This window comes from Mesorhizobium qingshengii, assembly GCF_900103325.1.
Taxonomy (GTDB): domain Bacteria; phylum Pseudomonadota; class Alphaproteobacteria; order Rhizobiales; family Rhizobiaceae; genus Mesorhizobium; species Mesorhizobium qingshengii.
Genome location: NZ_FMXM01000006.1, coordinates 1 through 16,752 on the forward strand (window position 1 = coordinate 1; position 16,752 = coordinate 16,752).

Below are 16,752 nucleotides of genomic sequence, written 5' to 3' on the forward strand. Positions count from 1 at the left end.
CCTGTTTGCTTCCGTCCTCAGCCAGGCCGACAACCGCTCGGCATAGGCATCAAGCTTGCTCGGCCGCTCCGGCACCTGGAAGCGGGGCTCCACCTCGTCGGATCGCAGGTATTTGCGGATTGTGTTCCGCGACAGTCCCGTGCGCCGTGCAATCTCCCGGATCGAATGTCCGTCCCTCAGGTGCCAGCGCCGGATAACGCTCAATAACGCCATGTCTATCACTCCAAAGTCCCCTGCAATCAGCCAGCAGGGGTGGGTTCAAACATGGGTCACTTCTCAATGGAAAAACCGCCCAATCCCGGGTCGGTTCTCGGCGGAAATCAACAAGACGATCTCATCAAGCAAGCCGGGACATCGATGTCCCGGCTTTTGCACGTTGTTCGAGATTGGTCCGGTGTCGACGAGTCTCCAGCGAGGGTCCCCTGGACCCGACCCTCGCGCTCCCACCCCACCCTAGACGGGCACGGTTCACTCGCTGGATCGGGACACCTTTTTCAGCTTGTTGAGCTGACCCTCCTCCAAGCCGTCGCCAGGGTAGTCCCCGAAGAACGTGGCTCCGGCGTCCTCCAGCTCTTTCACCAGCTGGCCAAAGCGGGCTACGAACCGTGGCTGGCCGACATTGCCGGGAACCATAGATTCAGCGGCCAGGCGAGCGAGGCCCTTAAGCTCTCGCTGAAGCCCCTGGGCGCTCGACTTGGCCTTGTAACGCTCTAGGTAAGCCGGGAACTGGATGTCGCGTGGCTCGCGGTCAAGCAGTTCGCAAAGGTCCGGCGTACACTGCTTAACGAGCCCACATACGCGTTTGATATCGGAATGGCTGAGGAACACGGAATTACGAGCCGCCAACTCAAGGTGTCGCCCGTTCGCGGGCGCGCCAAAGGCTTTCAGCGTCTGTGCAATGACCTCCTTTCGCCTCGCGAGATCCGGCTGCAGACACAAATAAAGCACGTCGACCCGCCCGCTCCGCTTGATGGCGCTGTCGATGCGATCTTCGTAGTTGGTTGCCAGGATGAAGATCACGGACTTGGAATCATGGAGGTCGGCAATCTTCGTCAGCATTCCCGGCGTCAGCAACTGGAATACGCTGTCTGCGGTGCGGAACATCTCACTGTCACGATCCAACACCAGTTGATCGAGCTCGTCGAACAAGACCACCGACATTAACTGCCGCCTGAGGACTTCGAATAGCAGCTTCGCTCGGCGTTCCATCCGGAAGTTCCCGTCGGCAAGGAAGTCGCTTACTGTCACTCGAATAAGAGGCAAAGAGAGCGCGTTAGCGACGTTCTTCGCTGTCGTTGTCTTTCCAGTCCCTGGTGGACCATAGAGGAGCATTGACCAGAGGCCCGACTTGGAGCCCTCCAGCCTCGGCTGCACGAACTTCTGGCCAATTTCCTGGTAGAACTTCGGGGCGTCCGCCTCCTTGATTGGCTCAAACTTCTGTTCGATCTCTTCCCAGCTTCCGGAAACTTCTGGAGGATACACGTCGAGTTCTGATAGTTCGAGCAGCTCGCCGGCTATGTGCCTCTTGAGATAGTCGTGGAACAGAAGCAAGAACTCGAGGATCTGGCTGTTCTCCCAGATATGCAGCACTTGGCCGCCAAGGCGCTCCGACCGCCAACCTGCAAGCTCGCGGCCCTTCGGCAGCGCGAGCATCACCCGGCGTGGCCGCAGCCAGTGCCAGTACTTCTCTATCAGCCGGAAATGGGTGTGACCCAACGCCGCTGACCGTCGCTTGACCGTCCTCTTGTCGAGCAGCGACAGGCTGCACAGCACGGACGTTCCCGTCTCGACACCAATGGGGTACAGGACTTCGCCGCGGTGCGAAGTCGTCAACGGGGTCTGCGGCCGCCAACCGGCCGAGTGCTCCTGCGCCTGATAGATAAGGGTGAACACCCGCGAGGCCATGGCGTCGTCGACCGCGTCGGGCCGGATGTGGAGCAGGCCCTCAAGGCAGAAAGCCAATTCGCAAGGGTCGAATCGGCTGTCGCTGCCGTCGGCGAATGACAGGTGGTCGCGAAGGCCATTTAGGAAGCTGTCATGCGCCCGTTTGCGGAACTCCGTGCGCACCCCGACTTCCCGGTCCTTCGGCAGCTGTCGCTCGCACCTGACGAAACGAAGCAGTACATAAGCGGAAGTGCCGCAGTCGCGGTCGTCGGCAAATCCGGCGTTCAAGGCATCCCGAAAGTTGGTCAGGCTTTCGTACTTCGCCAGCCGCTTGCATCTCTCGAGTATCTTCTCGTGGATCGCCTCGACGACGTCCTGGGCATCAATATCTGAAGAAAACAGGTCAAGGTGCCAGCTGAGGGTCAGGATGTCGTCTTTGCCATACGTTGAAGACGTTGTGCTTGCATTCAGACGCCAGGCGTCAAGCAGCATCTTGCGAGCATCAGCAACCCGCTTCCTGTCCTTGTCCGGCACCCCGAACTCAGGGTGCCGGCTCGAACGCAGCCAGCTGTAGCCATTGGCGAAACGCTGACTAGGGACTGGTCCTGTGGCAGCTATCGCAGCCGCCACCATCGAAGTCGTGCTCTGCGAGAACTTAGGCTCACTGTTGGATTTACTGCTAGTCTGCTCGCCGACCCAATAAGGCCAAGCCGCCTTCGTACGGTCGAAGTCTACGTTTCCAAATAGAGACAGAAGGTCCTTTATTCCACGTTCAACATCGTCGACAAGCGACTCCCGCAACGGCAGCACAGATTGGTAATAACTCTCTAGTTCCAACGCCAAGACTTCGCCCCCCCGCCCACACGGAAGCTAGCCGGCTCAGGGGTGACGTCAAGCGATATTTAGGGACTAGACGGGTGTTTTCTCGAATACCAGCACGTTCGAAAGCCTACCTGACGCCTCGCGCAAAGACTGCGGCGGCTCGATCCCTTTCAGGGCGCGGGCCTGGTCGGTGTATGTGCATGTCAGGTGGATAAGACGAAGGCCGGCTTTCTCTGCAGCCAGAATAACTTCGGTGCCCTCGTGCTTAAAGGTGGGCACAAGCATTTTGCCGCTTGGCGTAGGCACGCGCGTCGCCGCGTACGGGTAATGAGGATCCAGGTCGGTTACCACGACCCTTCCACCCGAATTAAGGTGGTTCACGGCGGACCTGAACAGGTCGCCAGGTTTCTCCACATGCCCCAGAATGCGGCACATCAGGACGAAGTCGAACTTGCGGCCAAGGTCTATCGTCGTGGCGTCAGCCTTGATCAACTCAACGCGGTCGCCCAGTTTGATCTTAGCAACCTCGAGCATGCCTTCGCTGAGGTCCACCCCGACGTACTGTCTAAGGCGGTGGGATCCTACTTTGTCGAGAATGCGCATCGCGACTGAGCCGGTTCCTATGCCAAACTCTAGAACGGTTTCTGGATTGCCGATCCAATTGCTTAGAGCTGGCCACTCGAGCTTGGCCCAAACCGACTGCCAGTTCCAGTCGTCATACCCGCGAGCCGCAGCGTCGTAGCAGGACGCGACTTCAAGGCGGATTTTGTGGGAGGGGGGCGTGCCGTGCAAGAGGTGGTGAGCCCAAAGGAAAGGCGCCCAGTAGGAGAACTGTTCCCGTTGGGGCGTGAAGGCAGCCAATTCGTTCTGCGAAGCCATGTCTACAGCCTATCACACCAGTTTAGCCGCAAAAGTGGCGATACTCATAGAACACACAGAAAACTGGAGCACAAGGGCATGAGGTCAATCCCCCGGACCTCCGACGGCAATAATGGGGCAAGTGCGGTTAACGCCGATTTAATGCTTCCGCTCGCCAGCGCGAGGGTTGCCAGGCAGCGGTTCAGCGCCCCGATCGGCAGCTGATAGCTGGGCCCGATCGAGGGCGCAACGGGAGTGCGATTTTGCCCCATCTGGCTAGTACTGGTAGGTCAGAGCAAGCTTCATCTGCTCGCGGGTCTCATTGCTGTCCTTGTCGGTACCGTTATCGTAGGTCAAGGCGAGCGTGGACGTGCCAACCCCCCCGCCTTCCGGTCCGTCGCACAGATCGTTGCCGAAAGTCGCCTTGCTCGCGCCTAACGCGTAATCCACCTCGGCATGGTAATCGTGCTGCCCGCGCCCATTTATGGGGTCGCGCAGATACTCAAAGGACGTGTTAAAACCGATGCGCCCGCACAGCAACGGACCCGCCTCTTTCATGTTTTGGAAGAGGATGCCGTAGAGGGCGACCCTGCCTCCTAGCTGCGCGTAGGTGGTGTCTGGCTGCCAGTTTGAGAGGCCCGCGTCGGCCACATGGAAGACGTTGGCCTCGCCAATCACGCGCCAGTACATTGAGACAAGCTTAGGGCTGCTATCGGCGGTGATGCCGAGGTTGAGCTCGTGCCCGCCAAGCAGCAATTTGATTGGCTCCCAGGCCGTGCCGATGCCGTATATGTCTCCCTGTCCCCGGAAGTCGGTCTGGAAATAGGGCGAGATCCGAAGGACCTGGCTGTCGAAAACTGGGCCGCCGGGCAGCTCGAACTCGTTGTCGATACCCACTTGCAGCGTGCTTTTTTCAGTGGCCTTGGCTGGCGCATTGATCGTACCGTTCGTGTAGATAAACGGCGCCATCGTGTATTCCGCCAGATGCAGTGGCGGCATCGTGGGTTGCCCAGGATGGGCCTCAACCTTGAAATCAGATTTCTTGTCGATAAGCACATAGCTGCCGAACGCTTGAACCGTTAGAGCTCCTGCATTCTTCAGGTAGTCCTCGGTGTAGGAAACCGTTGCTCCCTTACCCTCGGGCATTCCGCCAGGCGCGATGTAGTAAACCGTCTCGAAGTGATCTTTGCGGATGAAGAGCCGTTTGCGCTCAGCAGAGGCCTTCGCTTTCTTCGCCGGATCGTCGGCGCTAGGCGTTGGGGACGGCGGCTGAGGCTGTGACTTCAGGGCGGTGAGCTCAGCCTTCAGCGCGGCGTTCTCAGCCCGAAGTTTTGCGAGCTCACTGCTTTGGGAGGCAAACACGGGCTGTGTAGCCACCAAACCAATGGCCATCGCCGCTGCAGGTCTCTTCAAAGCAGACAGGCCAATCCCGCTCATCAGAGCTTACCTCTTGCTTCGTCGAGCTTTCCCTTGATGCGGCCAACCAACTCACCAACTGTGTTGATGTCATCGATATCGTTGGATTGAATCGCCAACCCTCTGTCGTTGAACTCCTTGATATTGTTGAAGACATTCGCGATAAGCGATAGAGGGGCTCCCTGAGAGATGAGGTTGAAAGCCATACCTGTCTTTAGGTCCGGTCTGTGGAAAAACGTAGCAAGCACTCTTAGAATGCCTGCGTTATCAAGCGGGGGCGGGATCTTCTTGAGGAGTGTATCGAAATTCGCCTTCTCAAGAACATCCGAGATCCGGTGGAGCGCCCTTGTATGAGACTCCAACGCAGTAACTAGCGCGCCTTGGTCGGAGATCCCTCTGCGGCGAGTCTTCGCTTCAACACGTGCTCCCTCAGGTGGCGCCGTAGCGTCACTTACTTTCCTAGCCATTGATGTACCCCGCACCTATTCGGCTCCCCAGCCCTATGTATTAGGAAGGCTAGCAACTTCGCGCAAAGATTTAAAGTACGTCAACACAAAATACTTGCGAGAACGGTTCTGCCATCCACAAGGGCGGAACGAGGGTCCTGCTTTGCTTGATTGACCGCCGCTTTGGCAGCGTCACTTGTTTCTCATTCTTCCGTTTGCGTCCGGTACGCCTATCTTGCCAGGGTGGATGGCAACCATGCGTCCATCTGGCCCTTGGAGACCCAAACATCCTTTGGCAATCGCGACCATGCGGCCATCTTTGCCCTGTAAACCCAAGGCACCGGATGGAATGGGGGTCATTCGTCCATCCTTGCCTTGAAGTCCAAGCGCGCCCTTAGGGATGGCAACCATGCGGCCATCTCTGCCCTGCAGGCCGAGCGCTCCTTTGGGAACAGCTACCATGCGGCCGTCACGCCCCTGTAGGCCCAGGCCGCCACGCGGGATCGGCACCATTCTCCCATCCCTGCCTTGAAGTCCTGTCCATCCGTCCGGGATGGTAATAGGTGTTCCGTCAGAACCGCTCAGTTTTGTAGGCAATCAAGCCTCCCCAGCCGGAAATAGCCGGCGCCATGGTGCGTTGTCGTTGACGATTGCGGATCAAAATACCCCAGAAAATCTCTGCGTTTTGGCCGGATCAAGGCGCCTAAGCGAACAACTCGCGGTCTCGGATCTTGAACGGATCTTTATAGTCCTCTGCCCACCACGGGTCTTCGCCAGCATGAGGCGCTTTTTGCAGTGACAACGTTTTCTTCGCCTTTGCTGCGTCTTCTTGCGTAACGCGGAAATGATAGTCGTCGAAGATGCGCACCCCTTCCACCATGTACGATGTCGCGATCTTCTGATCGCGTATGAGCAACAGATTCTCCCCATTTTGAAGGTCTGCTGCGGCACTGAAATTGTAGGACCCGGTCCACACCCGAGCGTCGGGGGTGTTGAAATCGATAACCAGAAACTTGTGATGCAGGTTCGGCCCTATCCCGCTGGAAGGCTCGACCTTGAATGGCGTCGGCACGTGTTTGTTGAGCCGGGCGAAGTAGACCGGCGCCGTATTGCCATTGGGCTTATGCACGATGACACCGGTGTTCTTGTCAGAAATTCCGTAGGTGAAGATCGGACTGTTGGTAGCAGCCTCGACGGCATCGGTCACAGCTCCGGGCGTGATACTCAGAAAGGCCAGAGAATACAGCAGGCAGGTCTTGGCCTTTTCAACGTCCTTGCCGATCTCGGCCAGGCGCGCGCGGGCTTTGTCATGGGGCGAAAAAGTGATGTTGGCATCGATGCCGGCCAAGCCGAGTGGATGCCAGTCAGGTGAGGGACTGCCTGTGAATCCATCTTTTTTCCAATAATCTTCGAACGCTGCCTTGAGAGGAGCCACGGCTTGAGCTCCGGTCAAGAGCAAAGCATTGTTCGACTGGACATACAGACCGCGCCAACTGAAATTGGTTGATCCGCAGACGGCGCGCGGCACCGCCGTGTCGACGATTATCATTTTGTTATGCTGCAGGCCGCCCATGTGTTCACGTTTGACGTTGCTGGAGCCTGCGGAGGCGATGAGTAATGTTTCGGACTGGGTTTCACCGCTAGTTTTTAGCCCGTGCTTGTCACTGTCATCAATGATGATCCTGAGGCGCGGACCGAGCGCCAGCAGGCGGTCCATGATCTCTTTCTCGCTCATGTCGTAAGCGACCATGCTGACCTTGGCGGTAGCGTCAGCCACCGCCGCATCCAGCAGGGCGAGAATTTCCTTGCGGGCCTCTAAACCCATCCATTCGTAGGCCTCTGCCGACTTCGGATGCGTTGGGACAAATTTAGTGCCTTGATCTACCCGGGCAGGCAGAAGTGTCTTTAGAGAGCCGCCATCCTGATACCTATCTACGAAAGCTTGAGATGCCACATAGCCCCGTGTGAACGCCACGTTGATCTGACCAGGATAGGTTTCCTTCCCGAGATCGATCGTCGCAGTCTGAGCTTCGCCCGGGGAAAGAGCACCTTCGGGATCCATAAACATGGGGGTGACTATAAAAGCGTACGGACCCGGCGGCGGGTCATCGTGCGGGAAAACAACCCACCTGAATTTCTGGATAGGCGCCTCGGTCGTCCGAAACGTCTTATACCCCTTGGGATTCGGAGAGCCTTCAAAATTGAGCCTGTTATAGACCGTGGAGGGCTTAGCCGCTCCCGGAGCTTGGTACTGGATGGCAAACCCCACGAAGTTGGTCGGCGGCTTTCCGGTTCGCCAGTTCATGGCGACCAGTGCCATTCTCTCGCCGCGATGAACCTTGAGCGTAAATGCGGCTTTAGCGTTGCTTCCAGTAGCCTGAAAATTGCTTGCCATGACCGTCCCCCCCATTACAGTCTGCGACAAAGCATGGTGACGCGTTTCATCGAAAAGTGCAATCCTGGACCTCACACAAAGTAAGTATACGAATTCTGGAGGATGGCTCGAATGCTTGATCGGCAAGGCAGTGGAGTTCCTTACAAAAAATGATAGGAATGCTCTCAGATGACATAGCGACGGGTGCTAAGAAGCAGAAATAAATCAAATGGTGGTGCTGACATTATCGCCGTTGAGCGGGGGGACTATTTTATGATGAAAGCACTTCGGACTGCGGTCTGTTTGCTGGCTGCTTTTGGAATATTGGCGCCAGCGCGGGCAAAAGTTCGTCAGCTTTCGCCGGCGATGCTGCAGCAACGGATCGCGGCGTGGGCGGAGCCTCACGTGAGCGAGGACCACCATGAGGGCCAGTACATGCGACAGGGGTGCAGGGACGCAAACCTGGAGCAGCTTCCCGACTGGAAAGGCCTGCCTGTTAAAGTCTGTACCTATACGGACACCCAGTTTCCAAAGAATCCGGTGAAGGCCACCGCATATCTGCTGTTTCCCAGTGCAGACCAGCTCGCAAGCTGGATCGTCAACGCATGCGTCGACGCCGGCCGGGATGACCTTACCACTTGCACGGGTCGGTTAGCATCACGCCTCTGGATGGCTTCGAATGCTCAGTTTCCAGTCGCTGGTTACGTCGTGGAGCCCGCTCAGGACAAAAAGTGGAAGTACCCGAATGAATCTTATTGCTTCCTTTTTCGTGACGGTGTGAGCGTGACGACCGCGAGCTATCCAGATACCACCCATGCGGTTGACAAGGCCTGTGGGCCCCCCGCTGCCGTTTTTGAAGCTCCGGTGAAGGCGTTTTCCTACGGCAGGCCAGTATCAGCAACACGCAAGTCTTACACAGCGGCCGGCGGCACTGGTGATCTCGGCGACGCAGACCTCCGATCGCCCCAATGGGCCTTCGCAGTCGGACAAGCGTTCCGGGCCGGCTGGCGAGCTGAAAGGAATCTACTGTTTCGTGCGGCGGTCGCGGACCTGAGCGCTTGCGATGGCAACATCTGGACCGATGAACGAATACCGAGTTCTTGCCAATAGGAGGCTCACCGAAAATCGCTCTCATACAATCGGTCGCAGGGTGGGCATTTGCCGGGGCGTCGCTCATGGCTGCGCCAACGTTCGCTACAACCCCCAACCGAGCCGACGTATTTTGCGTTCGAGCAGGCGCCACCCGGTTCCACCGGGCAAAAATCGAACCGTTTCGTTTTCAAACTGGTTGACGCGCGGCGAATGGCCGAAGCCGCGCCATCCTCAAACCAGGAACCAGCCTTCATGTGCAGGGAACAATAGCCCCTCACAAGGTGCCGTACGATCCCGATTGGTCAATGTTGTGCGTCGACTCGTCGACGAGCGGACTCGGCAAATCTGCCTAAGTGGAATTGTCAGGGCTACTTGCTCGCAACCTCCCCGGCGATATTCGTTCCGCTCTTCCGAAATAGAGCGAACTGTGCCTCATTGCCGAAGAAATAGTTGAAATCGACGGCGTTCTGGCTGCCCGGAATGCGACCCCGGCCCGTGTATTGCCACAGGGTCCAAGGTTCGCCAGGGCCGATTGCAGCCGCGTTGGCACTGTAGTTTGCGATCCACAGCGGGTAATCCGCGCTGTCGCCAACGATCTCCTTCACGGAAGACGAGACCAGGTAGATGAGAGGCTTCTTCCCGTAGTAGTCTTCGAGATCGCGCGCCAGCTCGTATATTTTTGCGTGGGCCTTGCTGGCGGTGGAGCCGCAGTTTCCGACAAGGGGGTTGGGTGCACCGTTGTACCATTCCACGTCTATCGCAATTGGGAGCATGCCTTCGGTTCGCGGAACGCGCTCCTTGATGTATGCAAACTGGTCTTGGGCTTCTTCGCAAAACCGAAAGGTATGGTAGGTGCCGACTGACAAGCCAGCGGCTCGAGCCTTGTCCCACGCGCGCTTGACCAAACCAAACTTCTGGTCTTCCTTGCTTTGGTCCTCGGGGTTCGAAGGCTTCTGGCCCTCGCTTGCCTTGAAATACACGAAGGATATGCCGGCCTCGCTCTTGATTTTCTCGAAGTCGAAACTGTCCTTTATGTTTCCCGGCGAGAGATCGATTCCTCGAATTGAGTAGGTCGCAGGCGTGTGGACGACGGTGATGTCGGAGCGCCCCTCGATGGACGACCCTGTGAAAGCAACCTTGTCAAGGTTGAGCCCGATGTTCTGCCCGACCTTGTCGGCCAGGTCTTGTCCGGCAACGAAGCGATACGCGGCACGCTTGCCACCGCTGAACTCAATGGTGTCCACCATAAAGGGCGGGTAGGGCTGGCCGGTTTCGGGGTTCTTTCCGCCGAAGAAGTTCCGAGTATTGATCAGAGTTGTGACGTCCCGCAATGTGGGCGCGTACTGGGTCATGTCTAGGGCGATATTCCCGCCAGGATCCTGCGGTACGAGATCGGCACTTGCGCCGTGCCAGGTTTCCACGGCTCGGAACAGATTCGTGAAAAACACGGTGCCGCTGCGATCTTTGAGCTCCCAGGCTTCGATACCGCGCGGAGCGGCCGCCGCGATCCACGCGGCGCTGCCCGGTGCGAAATCCTCTTCGTGACCGGCGCCGTCCTCGAACACGCTGCCGGAATAGCACGAACCTAGTAGCGCTATACTGGCCTGCGTGTATTGCGATACGTCTTGGAGAAGCCCGCGCAATTCAGCCAGTGAAAAGCGGTGGTCGTAGTCGAGGTCGCGATCATCGGTTATCTCGGCCAGCGCCAAGGCGCCGGTGCCCCCGCTGGTCCGCGGCTGCCATCCGTGCCCGTCAAAAATGAACATGAACCTGATCTTTTGGCCAGCGGCAGCTGCCGATTCGAACTTAGGGATATAGTACTCCGTGAAAATCTTCCTGATCCGATCAGCTGTGGCGTCGCCATTGTTCAGGACGATGGCCTCGTCGAAGCCCTGTCCCGAAATAAACTTGAGGATGGCCGGCTTATCAGCCTTTATGCCCTCCACCTCGTCTTCATCGACCTGGCCTTTGCGATAGTCCCACACCGAGACCACGAAGGCGTAGCTCCTGATAGCCTTATCTGGCAGGTCGATTGCCGCCATCGACTCCTTCACCAGCCAATTGACCTTCCTCCCAAGGTCATCTTGCCGGGTGTATGGAAATTCATCGAAGTACTTGCACCAGTCAGCGTCGGCCACCGATACAGGGTGGTTCTCGCAATCATACGCCGCTGAGGCGTCATCGACGAACGCTCCCAAAAGCAGCGCTACAAGCAAGGCGATCTTGCGCATCTGTCCCCCTGAGCTAGACGAACTTGTTTGCCGGCGGCTCAAACTGGGGCAATGCCGAACGTTTTGCGGAAGTCGGCCTCCGTGCCATAAAACACCGATGCGTCAACCGTCTTCTTGTAGTCCGGCACCTTTGCGGAAGCGGTATACTGCCAGAGCGCCGCCGGCTTCGACGCATCCGGGAGCACCGGCTTTTCTTGGATCTTGCGCCGAGGGTTATAGTCGAAGACCCAGAGCGGGTAGTCAGCAAAGTTCTTGAAGCGGTCCAGGGGCAGCGTCTGATCGCTAAACCAGCTCTTTCCCGTATAGAGAATGGGCGTTCTTCCCAAACGGCTCTTCAAGGTCTCGAGGCACTCCAGCGCGACTTCCTGGATATGATCCGCACCCTTGCCGGCCCAGTGGTCCGTCTTTCCCGTGCTCTTGTAGACGTCCCACTCGAGGTCGACGCCGGGGGCCATGTCCTCAGGGCCGAGACCGTGGGGGTCGGCATTTTCGAGGCATTGAATAAACCAATCCGCCTGCTGCTTGCCCTTGGCTCCGTAAGCCAGGAAATGATATGGACCGCGATAGACTTTGGCATCTCCCGTCAGGCTGCCGCAGCGTTTCCAAAAATCCGGGAATCTTTTATCCCTGATGTCGTGCCGCTGGCTTGTCTTCATTTGCACGAAACGAACTTGCTGGCTACGCAACTCGTTGAACGAGAAGTTCGGATCCGTGTAGTGACTTATGTCGATACCGAACATCATGTCTGCGGGCCGAGGCGTTTTTGGATCGGTCACGCACTCATTCCGGGCGTTGACCTTGCAGTCATACAGGGCGTCGTCAGGGAAACTGAATTTCGCTGGGATCGCGAGTGTCCCACCGTTGGCAGGATTTGCCGCATCCCAAGGTTTGACGAGGTATTCGTTGAATATCTCACTTCTGGTCAAATCGTCAGTCGGCAGCTGGCCCGCCGGGGCCTTCTTTGCCAGCGAATTGTTTGTTCCGACATAGATTGCCGAAGCCAAGGTGGATAACAAAATAGAGCGGCGATTCAGTCTAACGGCACACATTTCTTCACCCCCCAAATGTAAATGGAACCTGCGGGTAGAATGAACTATCTGATCCGCCTTGCATACGGGCCTTATGCCCCAAGAAGGTCGTCCGCGCCGGGCCGGGTGTGAAAAAGCGGTTCCCGGACAGGGCAGGAACCAACTGAAAAGGCTAGCGATTTGGCTGTGAATATAGGAGATGATAGAAGCTCAGCACATGTCGCATTCACGAAAATGTGACCCATGCAGAGACTTCGGAGGCGATCAAGTTGCTGTCCCCAATTGCCGCCCGCAAGCATTGCGGCCCGAAAGACAAGTTGCAGCCGCCTTGCGGCGCGACTGGCCATGTTAAAATCGTATGACTGATCGCCAAAATGTTTGGGGACTATGTTGAATTACAGTCCTTTTCTATAGAAATAACGATATGCTCCCACTTTGCAGAAACTGCGATGGGGTAACCAACGTGCCGACGCCGCCGCCCGATCTAGCCGGACTCGCTCGATACCCCAAGATGACGGGTTGGTTCAGTCCAGGGCTCTTGCTGCGACTGTTGTGGCGCGTCGTCCTCTCGGATCTTTTCGGCCAATACGCGGACAGGCGGCTTATCGTGGCGGCCCTCGACACGGTGCCCGAGGACGAACTCGTGAAGCGGGCTAGGCAATTTTTGCCGGGGCAAGACAACCAGGAAGTTTGGAACTTCGGTCCCGATAGCGACGGAGCTGTTTGGGTCGACTTCGTGGCCGATTTGGGAGACGGGTTCGATGCGACCTACGCGATCGCGTCGCTAATTAGCCAGGAGACATTGACCGTCGGCGGACAGCAGACGAGGCGCGGGCAACTCCTGGTCATGGGAGGCGATGAAGTTTATCCACGTGCCGCCTCCGAAACCTATCAGAAGCAACTCCGCGATCCGTATGACTGGGCCTTTCCAGACCCTAATCCGGGGCTGCTCAAGGGGCCGCCGGTCTACGCAGTACCAGGCAATCATGACTGGTATGACGGTCTCGTTCTGTTTCTTGCCCTGTTCTGCCGCAAGGACCACATGCACCTTGGTGGCTGGCGCACACATCAGCGCCGGAGCTATTTTGCCGTGCAATTGACGGATCAGTGGTGGTTGTGGGCGATCGATGCCCAGCTCGTGGACGATGTCGATCAACCCCAGAAAGAGTACTTCCTCGAAATAGCCAAGGCGATGCCTGACAACGCGAAAATCATTCTCTGCGGGCCGGAGCCGGGATGGCTCTATACGGGCAAGGCTGGGAACAGGGCGCTTAGAGTCATGAGCTACATTGGATCGATCGCCTTGAAGCAGCGCCGTGGGCTGACAATTCCGCTGGTGCTGTCCGGCGACACCCATCACTATAGCCGATACGTCGCTGACGACGGCAGCGCGCAGTTCGTGACGTCGGGCGGCGGCGGGGCCTTCCTTCATCCCACGCATCAGGTCGAGCCGAGCGTTAATCTCGACCGGGTCAGTGATGGGTATTCCTGGCTGAGCGGGCAAATCAAGGGACTCCGCCTCGGCGCGAATGAACAGGGCAGGGAGGCGGTCTATCCCTCGAAGGCGGACAGCCTGTCGATGCTGCGAGGCAACTTTGTGTTCGTTGCTTACAATCCGGCATTCGCGCTCGTCCTGGGAGCTGCCTATTGGCTAATATCGCTCATGGGGAAAGCGCTGACCTATGACATCTACTATATCGCCCCTATTCTGCTGGTCGCAGGTTTCTGGGGATACACAAAGAACCAGGAAGGTGGTGGCGCCAAAACGGGGCTGGTGTCGTTGGCGAACGGAATTGTACACAGTCTCGGCGTCGCGGCAACCGTAACTCTGGTCGCTTGGTTCAATGGCCGATTTGGCGGACTGGGCGGGTGGCCTCGGACGTCCTTCCTGCTGACCGCTGCCGAGACGATCCTGATCGGCGGCTTGGTGGGTGGCTCGCTATTTGGCGCCTATCTCTACGTGACGTCGCGTTGGCTCAACATGAACCACAACGACGCCTTCAGCTCCATGCGGCGCGACAGCCACCGCCATTTTCTGAGGATGCGGATCAAGGGGGATACTGTTACCGTCTTCCCGGTTGGACTCACGGATGTTCCGAAACGGAGAGATTGGCGGCTTAATTCCGAGAAGCTGGGAAATCCGGCGCCAGTCTACACGCCGCAATCAGCGCTCAAGCCGCAACTGATCGAGCAGCCATTCTCAGTTGGAGCCACACCGGCTCAAAACGATACGGACAGCCTAGCATAGGTCTAGACACGCTCCATTGGCCGTATTGAGCAGGATAACACCTGATGGCAATGGGTGTTTCATACAAGCTAATATATCACAGTGAAAAGTCAAATTTTTACAAGTGTAATTACGGCACTTAGAAAATTAATCAAAACCAATAGGTTGCGAAAAATTGGTTCTATAATAAATGTAGGGGACACCTCATTTCAATGTTTTAATATTTAGTGCCGCCGCAATGCAAGCGGTGTCCGACGGATCAGCTGCCAGCGAGCGCGACAAATCATAGGTCCCATCACCGCCGGGTGTTCCTTTTATAATCGCAAGTTTCTGTTTTTGCAGATACTGAGTGGCTATGCAGCGAGACGTGATGAGGCCTGTTGGATTGTCGTCAGAGTCGTAGCTTACCGCCGCCACAGGCGCAGGTAACTCAACCGACCATAGTGCGCTGCTGAGGTTCTTCAGCCAATCGGCCATGCTGTAAGATCCATAGAACCCAGGGTAAAATTTCCGGCTTTTCACCGCTTTGATCCAATTGTTGAGGTAGGGGGAAAGCTGCAGTTCCCCTGCCGGCTTTTCGATGTCCAGGTACACAACAGAACCTTGACCGAAGCCAACGTCCGTCATGAATTGCGCCGCCTCCAGCCCATGCTTTATGCCGAGCTCCGGCTTCGAAACCATCAGGCTGAGATCTCCGCCGATGTACGTGGGAAAAAAGCCCCAGCCGCTCATAGCCAGATCAGATCGCCGATCATAGGTCCAGGTGAGGTCGGGCGTACCGCGGACATGATTGAGATAGAAGCCGACAATATCGAATTTGAGCTGCTCGCGGAGCTGCTTGATGGCGTCGTCGCCCGGGTATGAGTAGCAGTCGACTGCGCTGTAAGTTCGCGGAGTTTTATCGTCTGCTCGTGCAGTGGGGACGTTGCCCGATGGCAACAGCAGCGATGAAGCCGCTGAGGCAGAAGCTGAGAGGAATGCTCGTCTGGAAAGGCGTCCCATGGTTCGTCACTTCGCCCTTACTGGCCGGTCCTCTGGCATTGTTGTTGCTTGGGTTAAATATTGCTATCGAAAGCTCTTGCCTCGCAAGTGCGTTAGTGTGAAAATATCGATACTCTCTAACTATTTGATAATATTCGGATAATATCCATTATGGCAAATCGGGATGCGAGAAGCGACCCACAAAGGTGAACCGTGAGTGACGTGAACATGCTTCGGGACCCTACGATCGCACTCCACGGTTTGGTCAAGGCTGATCACGCTTATGCCGTTTACTACGATGAAACGAACAACATCCGCCGACTGCATGTCCGCGCAGACGGTCTCAACGAGCGAGACCCAAAATGTTTCGTCATTGCCGGTGTTGCACACCGAGGACCGCCTCGGCCGATATCACTGGAGGCTCTTCGGTCGGAACTTAGGATCCAAGCCAGCGCCAAAGAGATCAAACTGAAGCACATCGCCACTGGTAGCTTTCTGGAGGCGCTCACCTCGCCAAAGATGGAGGCCTTTTTAGCTTGGCTGTCAGCCCAGGATTTGTACACGCACTTCACCGTCCTCGACCCGCTGTACTGGTCGATCGTCGACATCATTGACTCGATCCTCGCTGAAGCCGGCGAAAATGCTCTCCTACCTTGGAACCAAGCCCTCAAGAACGACCTCTATACGGTCTTGCGACACGACTATGAGACCACCGTCGACATGTTCCGCCGCTACACCTACCCGGACGTGGGCAGAGCCCGGCGCCGGGAGTTTGTCAACGAGCTCCTGGATCTGTTGACGCATCGCGCAAACCTTCTCCCGCCTCTGCGACGAAACATGCTGAAGGGCGTCCTGCAAATCGCCACCCGTCTTGACGCCCTGCCCTTCCTCGAAGACGAGACGCCAAATGTCCTGATCGAGGGTTTTGGTCCGTTCTATCTAGAGCGCATTGCCATGCTCAAAAACTCGACCCACATTCTCGACGACGAATACGGAATCGAGCCCTATCTCTCCGGACTGGGGCTCACGGACGGGGCCAAGCCCTTGGCGAACTACCGGTTCGCGTCATCCCATGACGAGCCGGGCATTCAATTGTCTGACGTCGTTGCTGGTCTCCTTGGAAAGTTCTTCACCTACGTCTGCGTCACGGCCGGCGAGGAGCTTGTTCAGGACCGTCAGAATCTCTCAGCTCAGCAGACCCGCACGCTGGAACGTTTGGCTGCGCTTATGGAACAGTCAGTTGAAGAGAACGCAGTATTTGCCCACTACATCTTGAGCGAGCGTGACAGGCACGGGGCAGCGTTCTTCCTGGATAGAACGGGTTCATGAGGGCTACGCGAACGCACTATGCGGCCGAGGTGGGTTACGACCCGCAGCCAGGGGTAAATGATTG

13 protein-coding genes are annotated in these 16,752 nt (G+C 57.0%); 3 read left to right on the plus strand and 10 right to left on the minus strand.

The genetic code is table 11. From position 1 onward, the window contains the following. The 7 genes from BLS48_RS11180 to BLS48_RS11205 form a co-directional block, all read right to left on the minus strand. Positions 1–213: helix-turn-helix domain-containing protein (locus BLS48_RS11180; protein ID WP_143019408.1), on the minus strand; the 213-nt coding region annotated here is incomplete at its 3' end. Between the two features lie 255 nt (positions 214–468). Further along, on the minus strand, positions 469–2,727 hold the full coding sequence (locus BLS48_RS11185; RefSeq protein ID WP_091577628.1) for an AAA family ATPase: 2,259 nt from the start codon (positions 2,725–2,727) through the stop codon (positions 469–471). A 66-nt stretch (positions 2,728–2,793) separates the two neighbouring features. Further along, the gene (locus BLS48_RS11190; RefSeq protein WP_091577629.1) at positions 2,794–3,585 is read right to left on the minus strand and encodes a class I SAM-dependent methyltransferase; all 792 of its coding nucleotides are present in this window, start codon (positions 3,583–3,585) and stop codon (positions 2,794–2,796) included. A 255-nt stretch (positions 3,586–3,840) separates the two neighbouring features. Then, positions 3,841–5,001 carry a hypothetical protein gene (locus BLS48_RS11195; protein ID WP_143019409.1) on the minus strand — a complete coding sequence of 387 codons (1,161 nt, stop codon included), beginning with the start codon at positions 4,999–5,001 and terminating at the stop codon, positions 3,841–3,843. Next, on the minus strand, positions 5,001–5,447 hold the full coding sequence (locus tag BLS48_RS11200) for a hypothetical protein (RefSeq protein ID WP_143019410.1): 447 nt from the start codon (positions 5,445–5,447) through the stop codon (positions 5,001–5,003). Before BLS48_RS11200 ends, BLS48_RS11195 begins: the two co-directional genes overlap by 1 nt. Positions 5,448–5,618: 171 nt before the next feature. After that, positions 5,619–5,939: a hypothetical protein gene (locus BLS48_RS34900; RefSeq protein WP_143019411.1), complete on the minus strand. Its 321-nt coding sequence runs from the start codon at positions 5,937–5,939 to the stop codon at positions 5,619–5,621. Between the two features lie 190 nt (positions 5,940–6,129). Further along, the gene (locus BLS48_RS11205; RefSeq protein WP_091578036.1) at positions 6,130–7,821 is read right to left on the minus strand and encodes a phospholipase D-like domain-containing protein; all 1,692 of its coding nucleotides are present in this window, start codon (positions 7,819–7,821) and stop codon (positions 6,130–6,132) included. 252 nt (positions 7,822–8,073) lie between these two features. Here BLS48_RS11205 and BLS48_RS11210 point away from each other — a divergent pair, with 252 nt between their 5' ends. Continuing rightward, the gene (locus tag BLS48_RS11210; protein ID WP_143019412.1) at positions 8,074–8,910 is read left to right on the plus strand and encodes a hypothetical protein; all 837 of its coding nucleotides are present in this window, start codon (positions 8,074–8,076) and stop codon (positions 8,908–8,910) included. A 350-nt stretch (positions 8,911–9,260) separates the two neighbouring features. Here the strand turns inward: BLS48_RS11210 and BLS48_RS11215 are convergent, their stop codons facing one another. Both BLS48_RS11215 and BLS48_RS11220 read right to left on the minus strand, forming a co-directional pair. Further along, the gene (locus tag BLS48_RS11215) at positions 9,261–11,123 is read right to left on the minus strand and encodes a glycoside hydrolase family 25 protein (RefSeq protein WP_027033119.1); all 1,863 of its coding nucleotides are present in this window, start codon (positions 11,121–11,123) and stop codon (positions 9,261–9,263) included. A 38-nt stretch (positions 11,124–11,161) separates the two neighbouring features. Continuing rightward, a complete protein-coding gene (locus tag BLS48_RS11220; RefSeq protein ID WP_157279975.1) occupies positions 11,162–12,127 on the minus strand; it encodes a glycoside hydrolase family 25 protein in 966 nt (321 codons plus the stop codon). A 631-nt stretch (positions 12,128–12,758) separates the two neighbouring features. Here BLS48_RS11220 and BLS48_RS11225 point away from each other — a divergent pair. Next, positions 12,759–14,399, plus strand: a complete 1,641-nt coding sequence (locus BLS48_RS11225; RefSeq protein WP_244529558.1) for a metallophosphoesterase — start codon at positions 12,759–12,761, stop codon at positions 14,397–14,399. Between the two features lie 183 nt (positions 14,400–14,582). Here the strand turns inward: BLS48_RS11225 and BLS48_RS11230 are convergent, their stop codons facing one another. After that, positions 14,583–15,380 carry a glycoside hydrolase domain-containing protein gene (locus BLS48_RS11230; RefSeq protein WP_080680385.1) on the minus strand — a complete coding sequence of 266 codons (798 nt, stop codon included), beginning with the start codon at positions 15,378–15,380 and terminating at the stop codon, positions 14,583–14,585. A gap of 192 nt (positions 15,381–15,572) precedes the next feature. Here BLS48_RS11230 and BLS48_RS11235 point away from each other — a divergent pair, with 192 nt between their 5' ends. After that, complete coding sequence (locus BLS48_RS11235; RefSeq protein ID WP_091577639.1) at positions 15,573–16,688, plus strand: DUF3800 domain-containing protein; 1,116 nt, start codon at positions 15,573–15,575, stop codon at positions 16,686–16,688. Positions 16,689–16,752: the final 64 nt, after the last annotated feature.

Bases quoted from the DNA above. Each gene is read 5' to 3' on its own strand.
- BLS48_RS11190 (WP_091577629.1), bottom strand. From the start codon at position 3,585: ATGGCTTCGCAGAACGAATTGGCTGCCTTCACGCCCCAACGGGAACAG.
- BLS48_RS11195 (WP_143019409.1), bottom strand. From the start codon at position 5,001: ATGAGCGGGATTGGCCTGTCTGCTTTGAAGAGACCTGCAGCGGCGATG.
- BLS48_RS11200 (WP_143019410.1), bottom strand. From the start codon at position 5,447: ATGGCTAGGAAAGTAAGTGACGCTACGGCGCCACCTGAGGGAGCACGT.
- BLS48_RS34900 (WP_143019411.1), bottom strand. From the start codon at position 5,939: ATGGTGCCGATCCCGCGTGGCGGCCTGGGCCTACAGGGGCGTGACGGC.
- BLS48_RS11205 (WP_091578036.1), bottom strand. From the start codon at position 7,821: ATGGCAAGCAATTTTCAGGCTACTGGAAGCAACGCTAAAGCCGCATTT.
- BLS48_RS11210 (WP_143019412.1), top strand. From the start codon at position 8,074: ATGATGAAAGCACTTCGGACTGCGGTCTGTTTGCTGGCTGCTTTTGGA.
- BLS48_RS11215 (WP_027033119.1), bottom strand. From the start codon at position 11,123: ATGCGCAAGATCGCCTTGCTTGTAGCGCTGCTTTTGGGAGCGTTCGTC.
- BLS48_RS11230 (WP_080680385.1), bottom strand. From the start codon at position 15,380: ATGGGACGCCTTTCCAGACGAGCATTCCTCTCAGCTTCTGCCTCAGCG.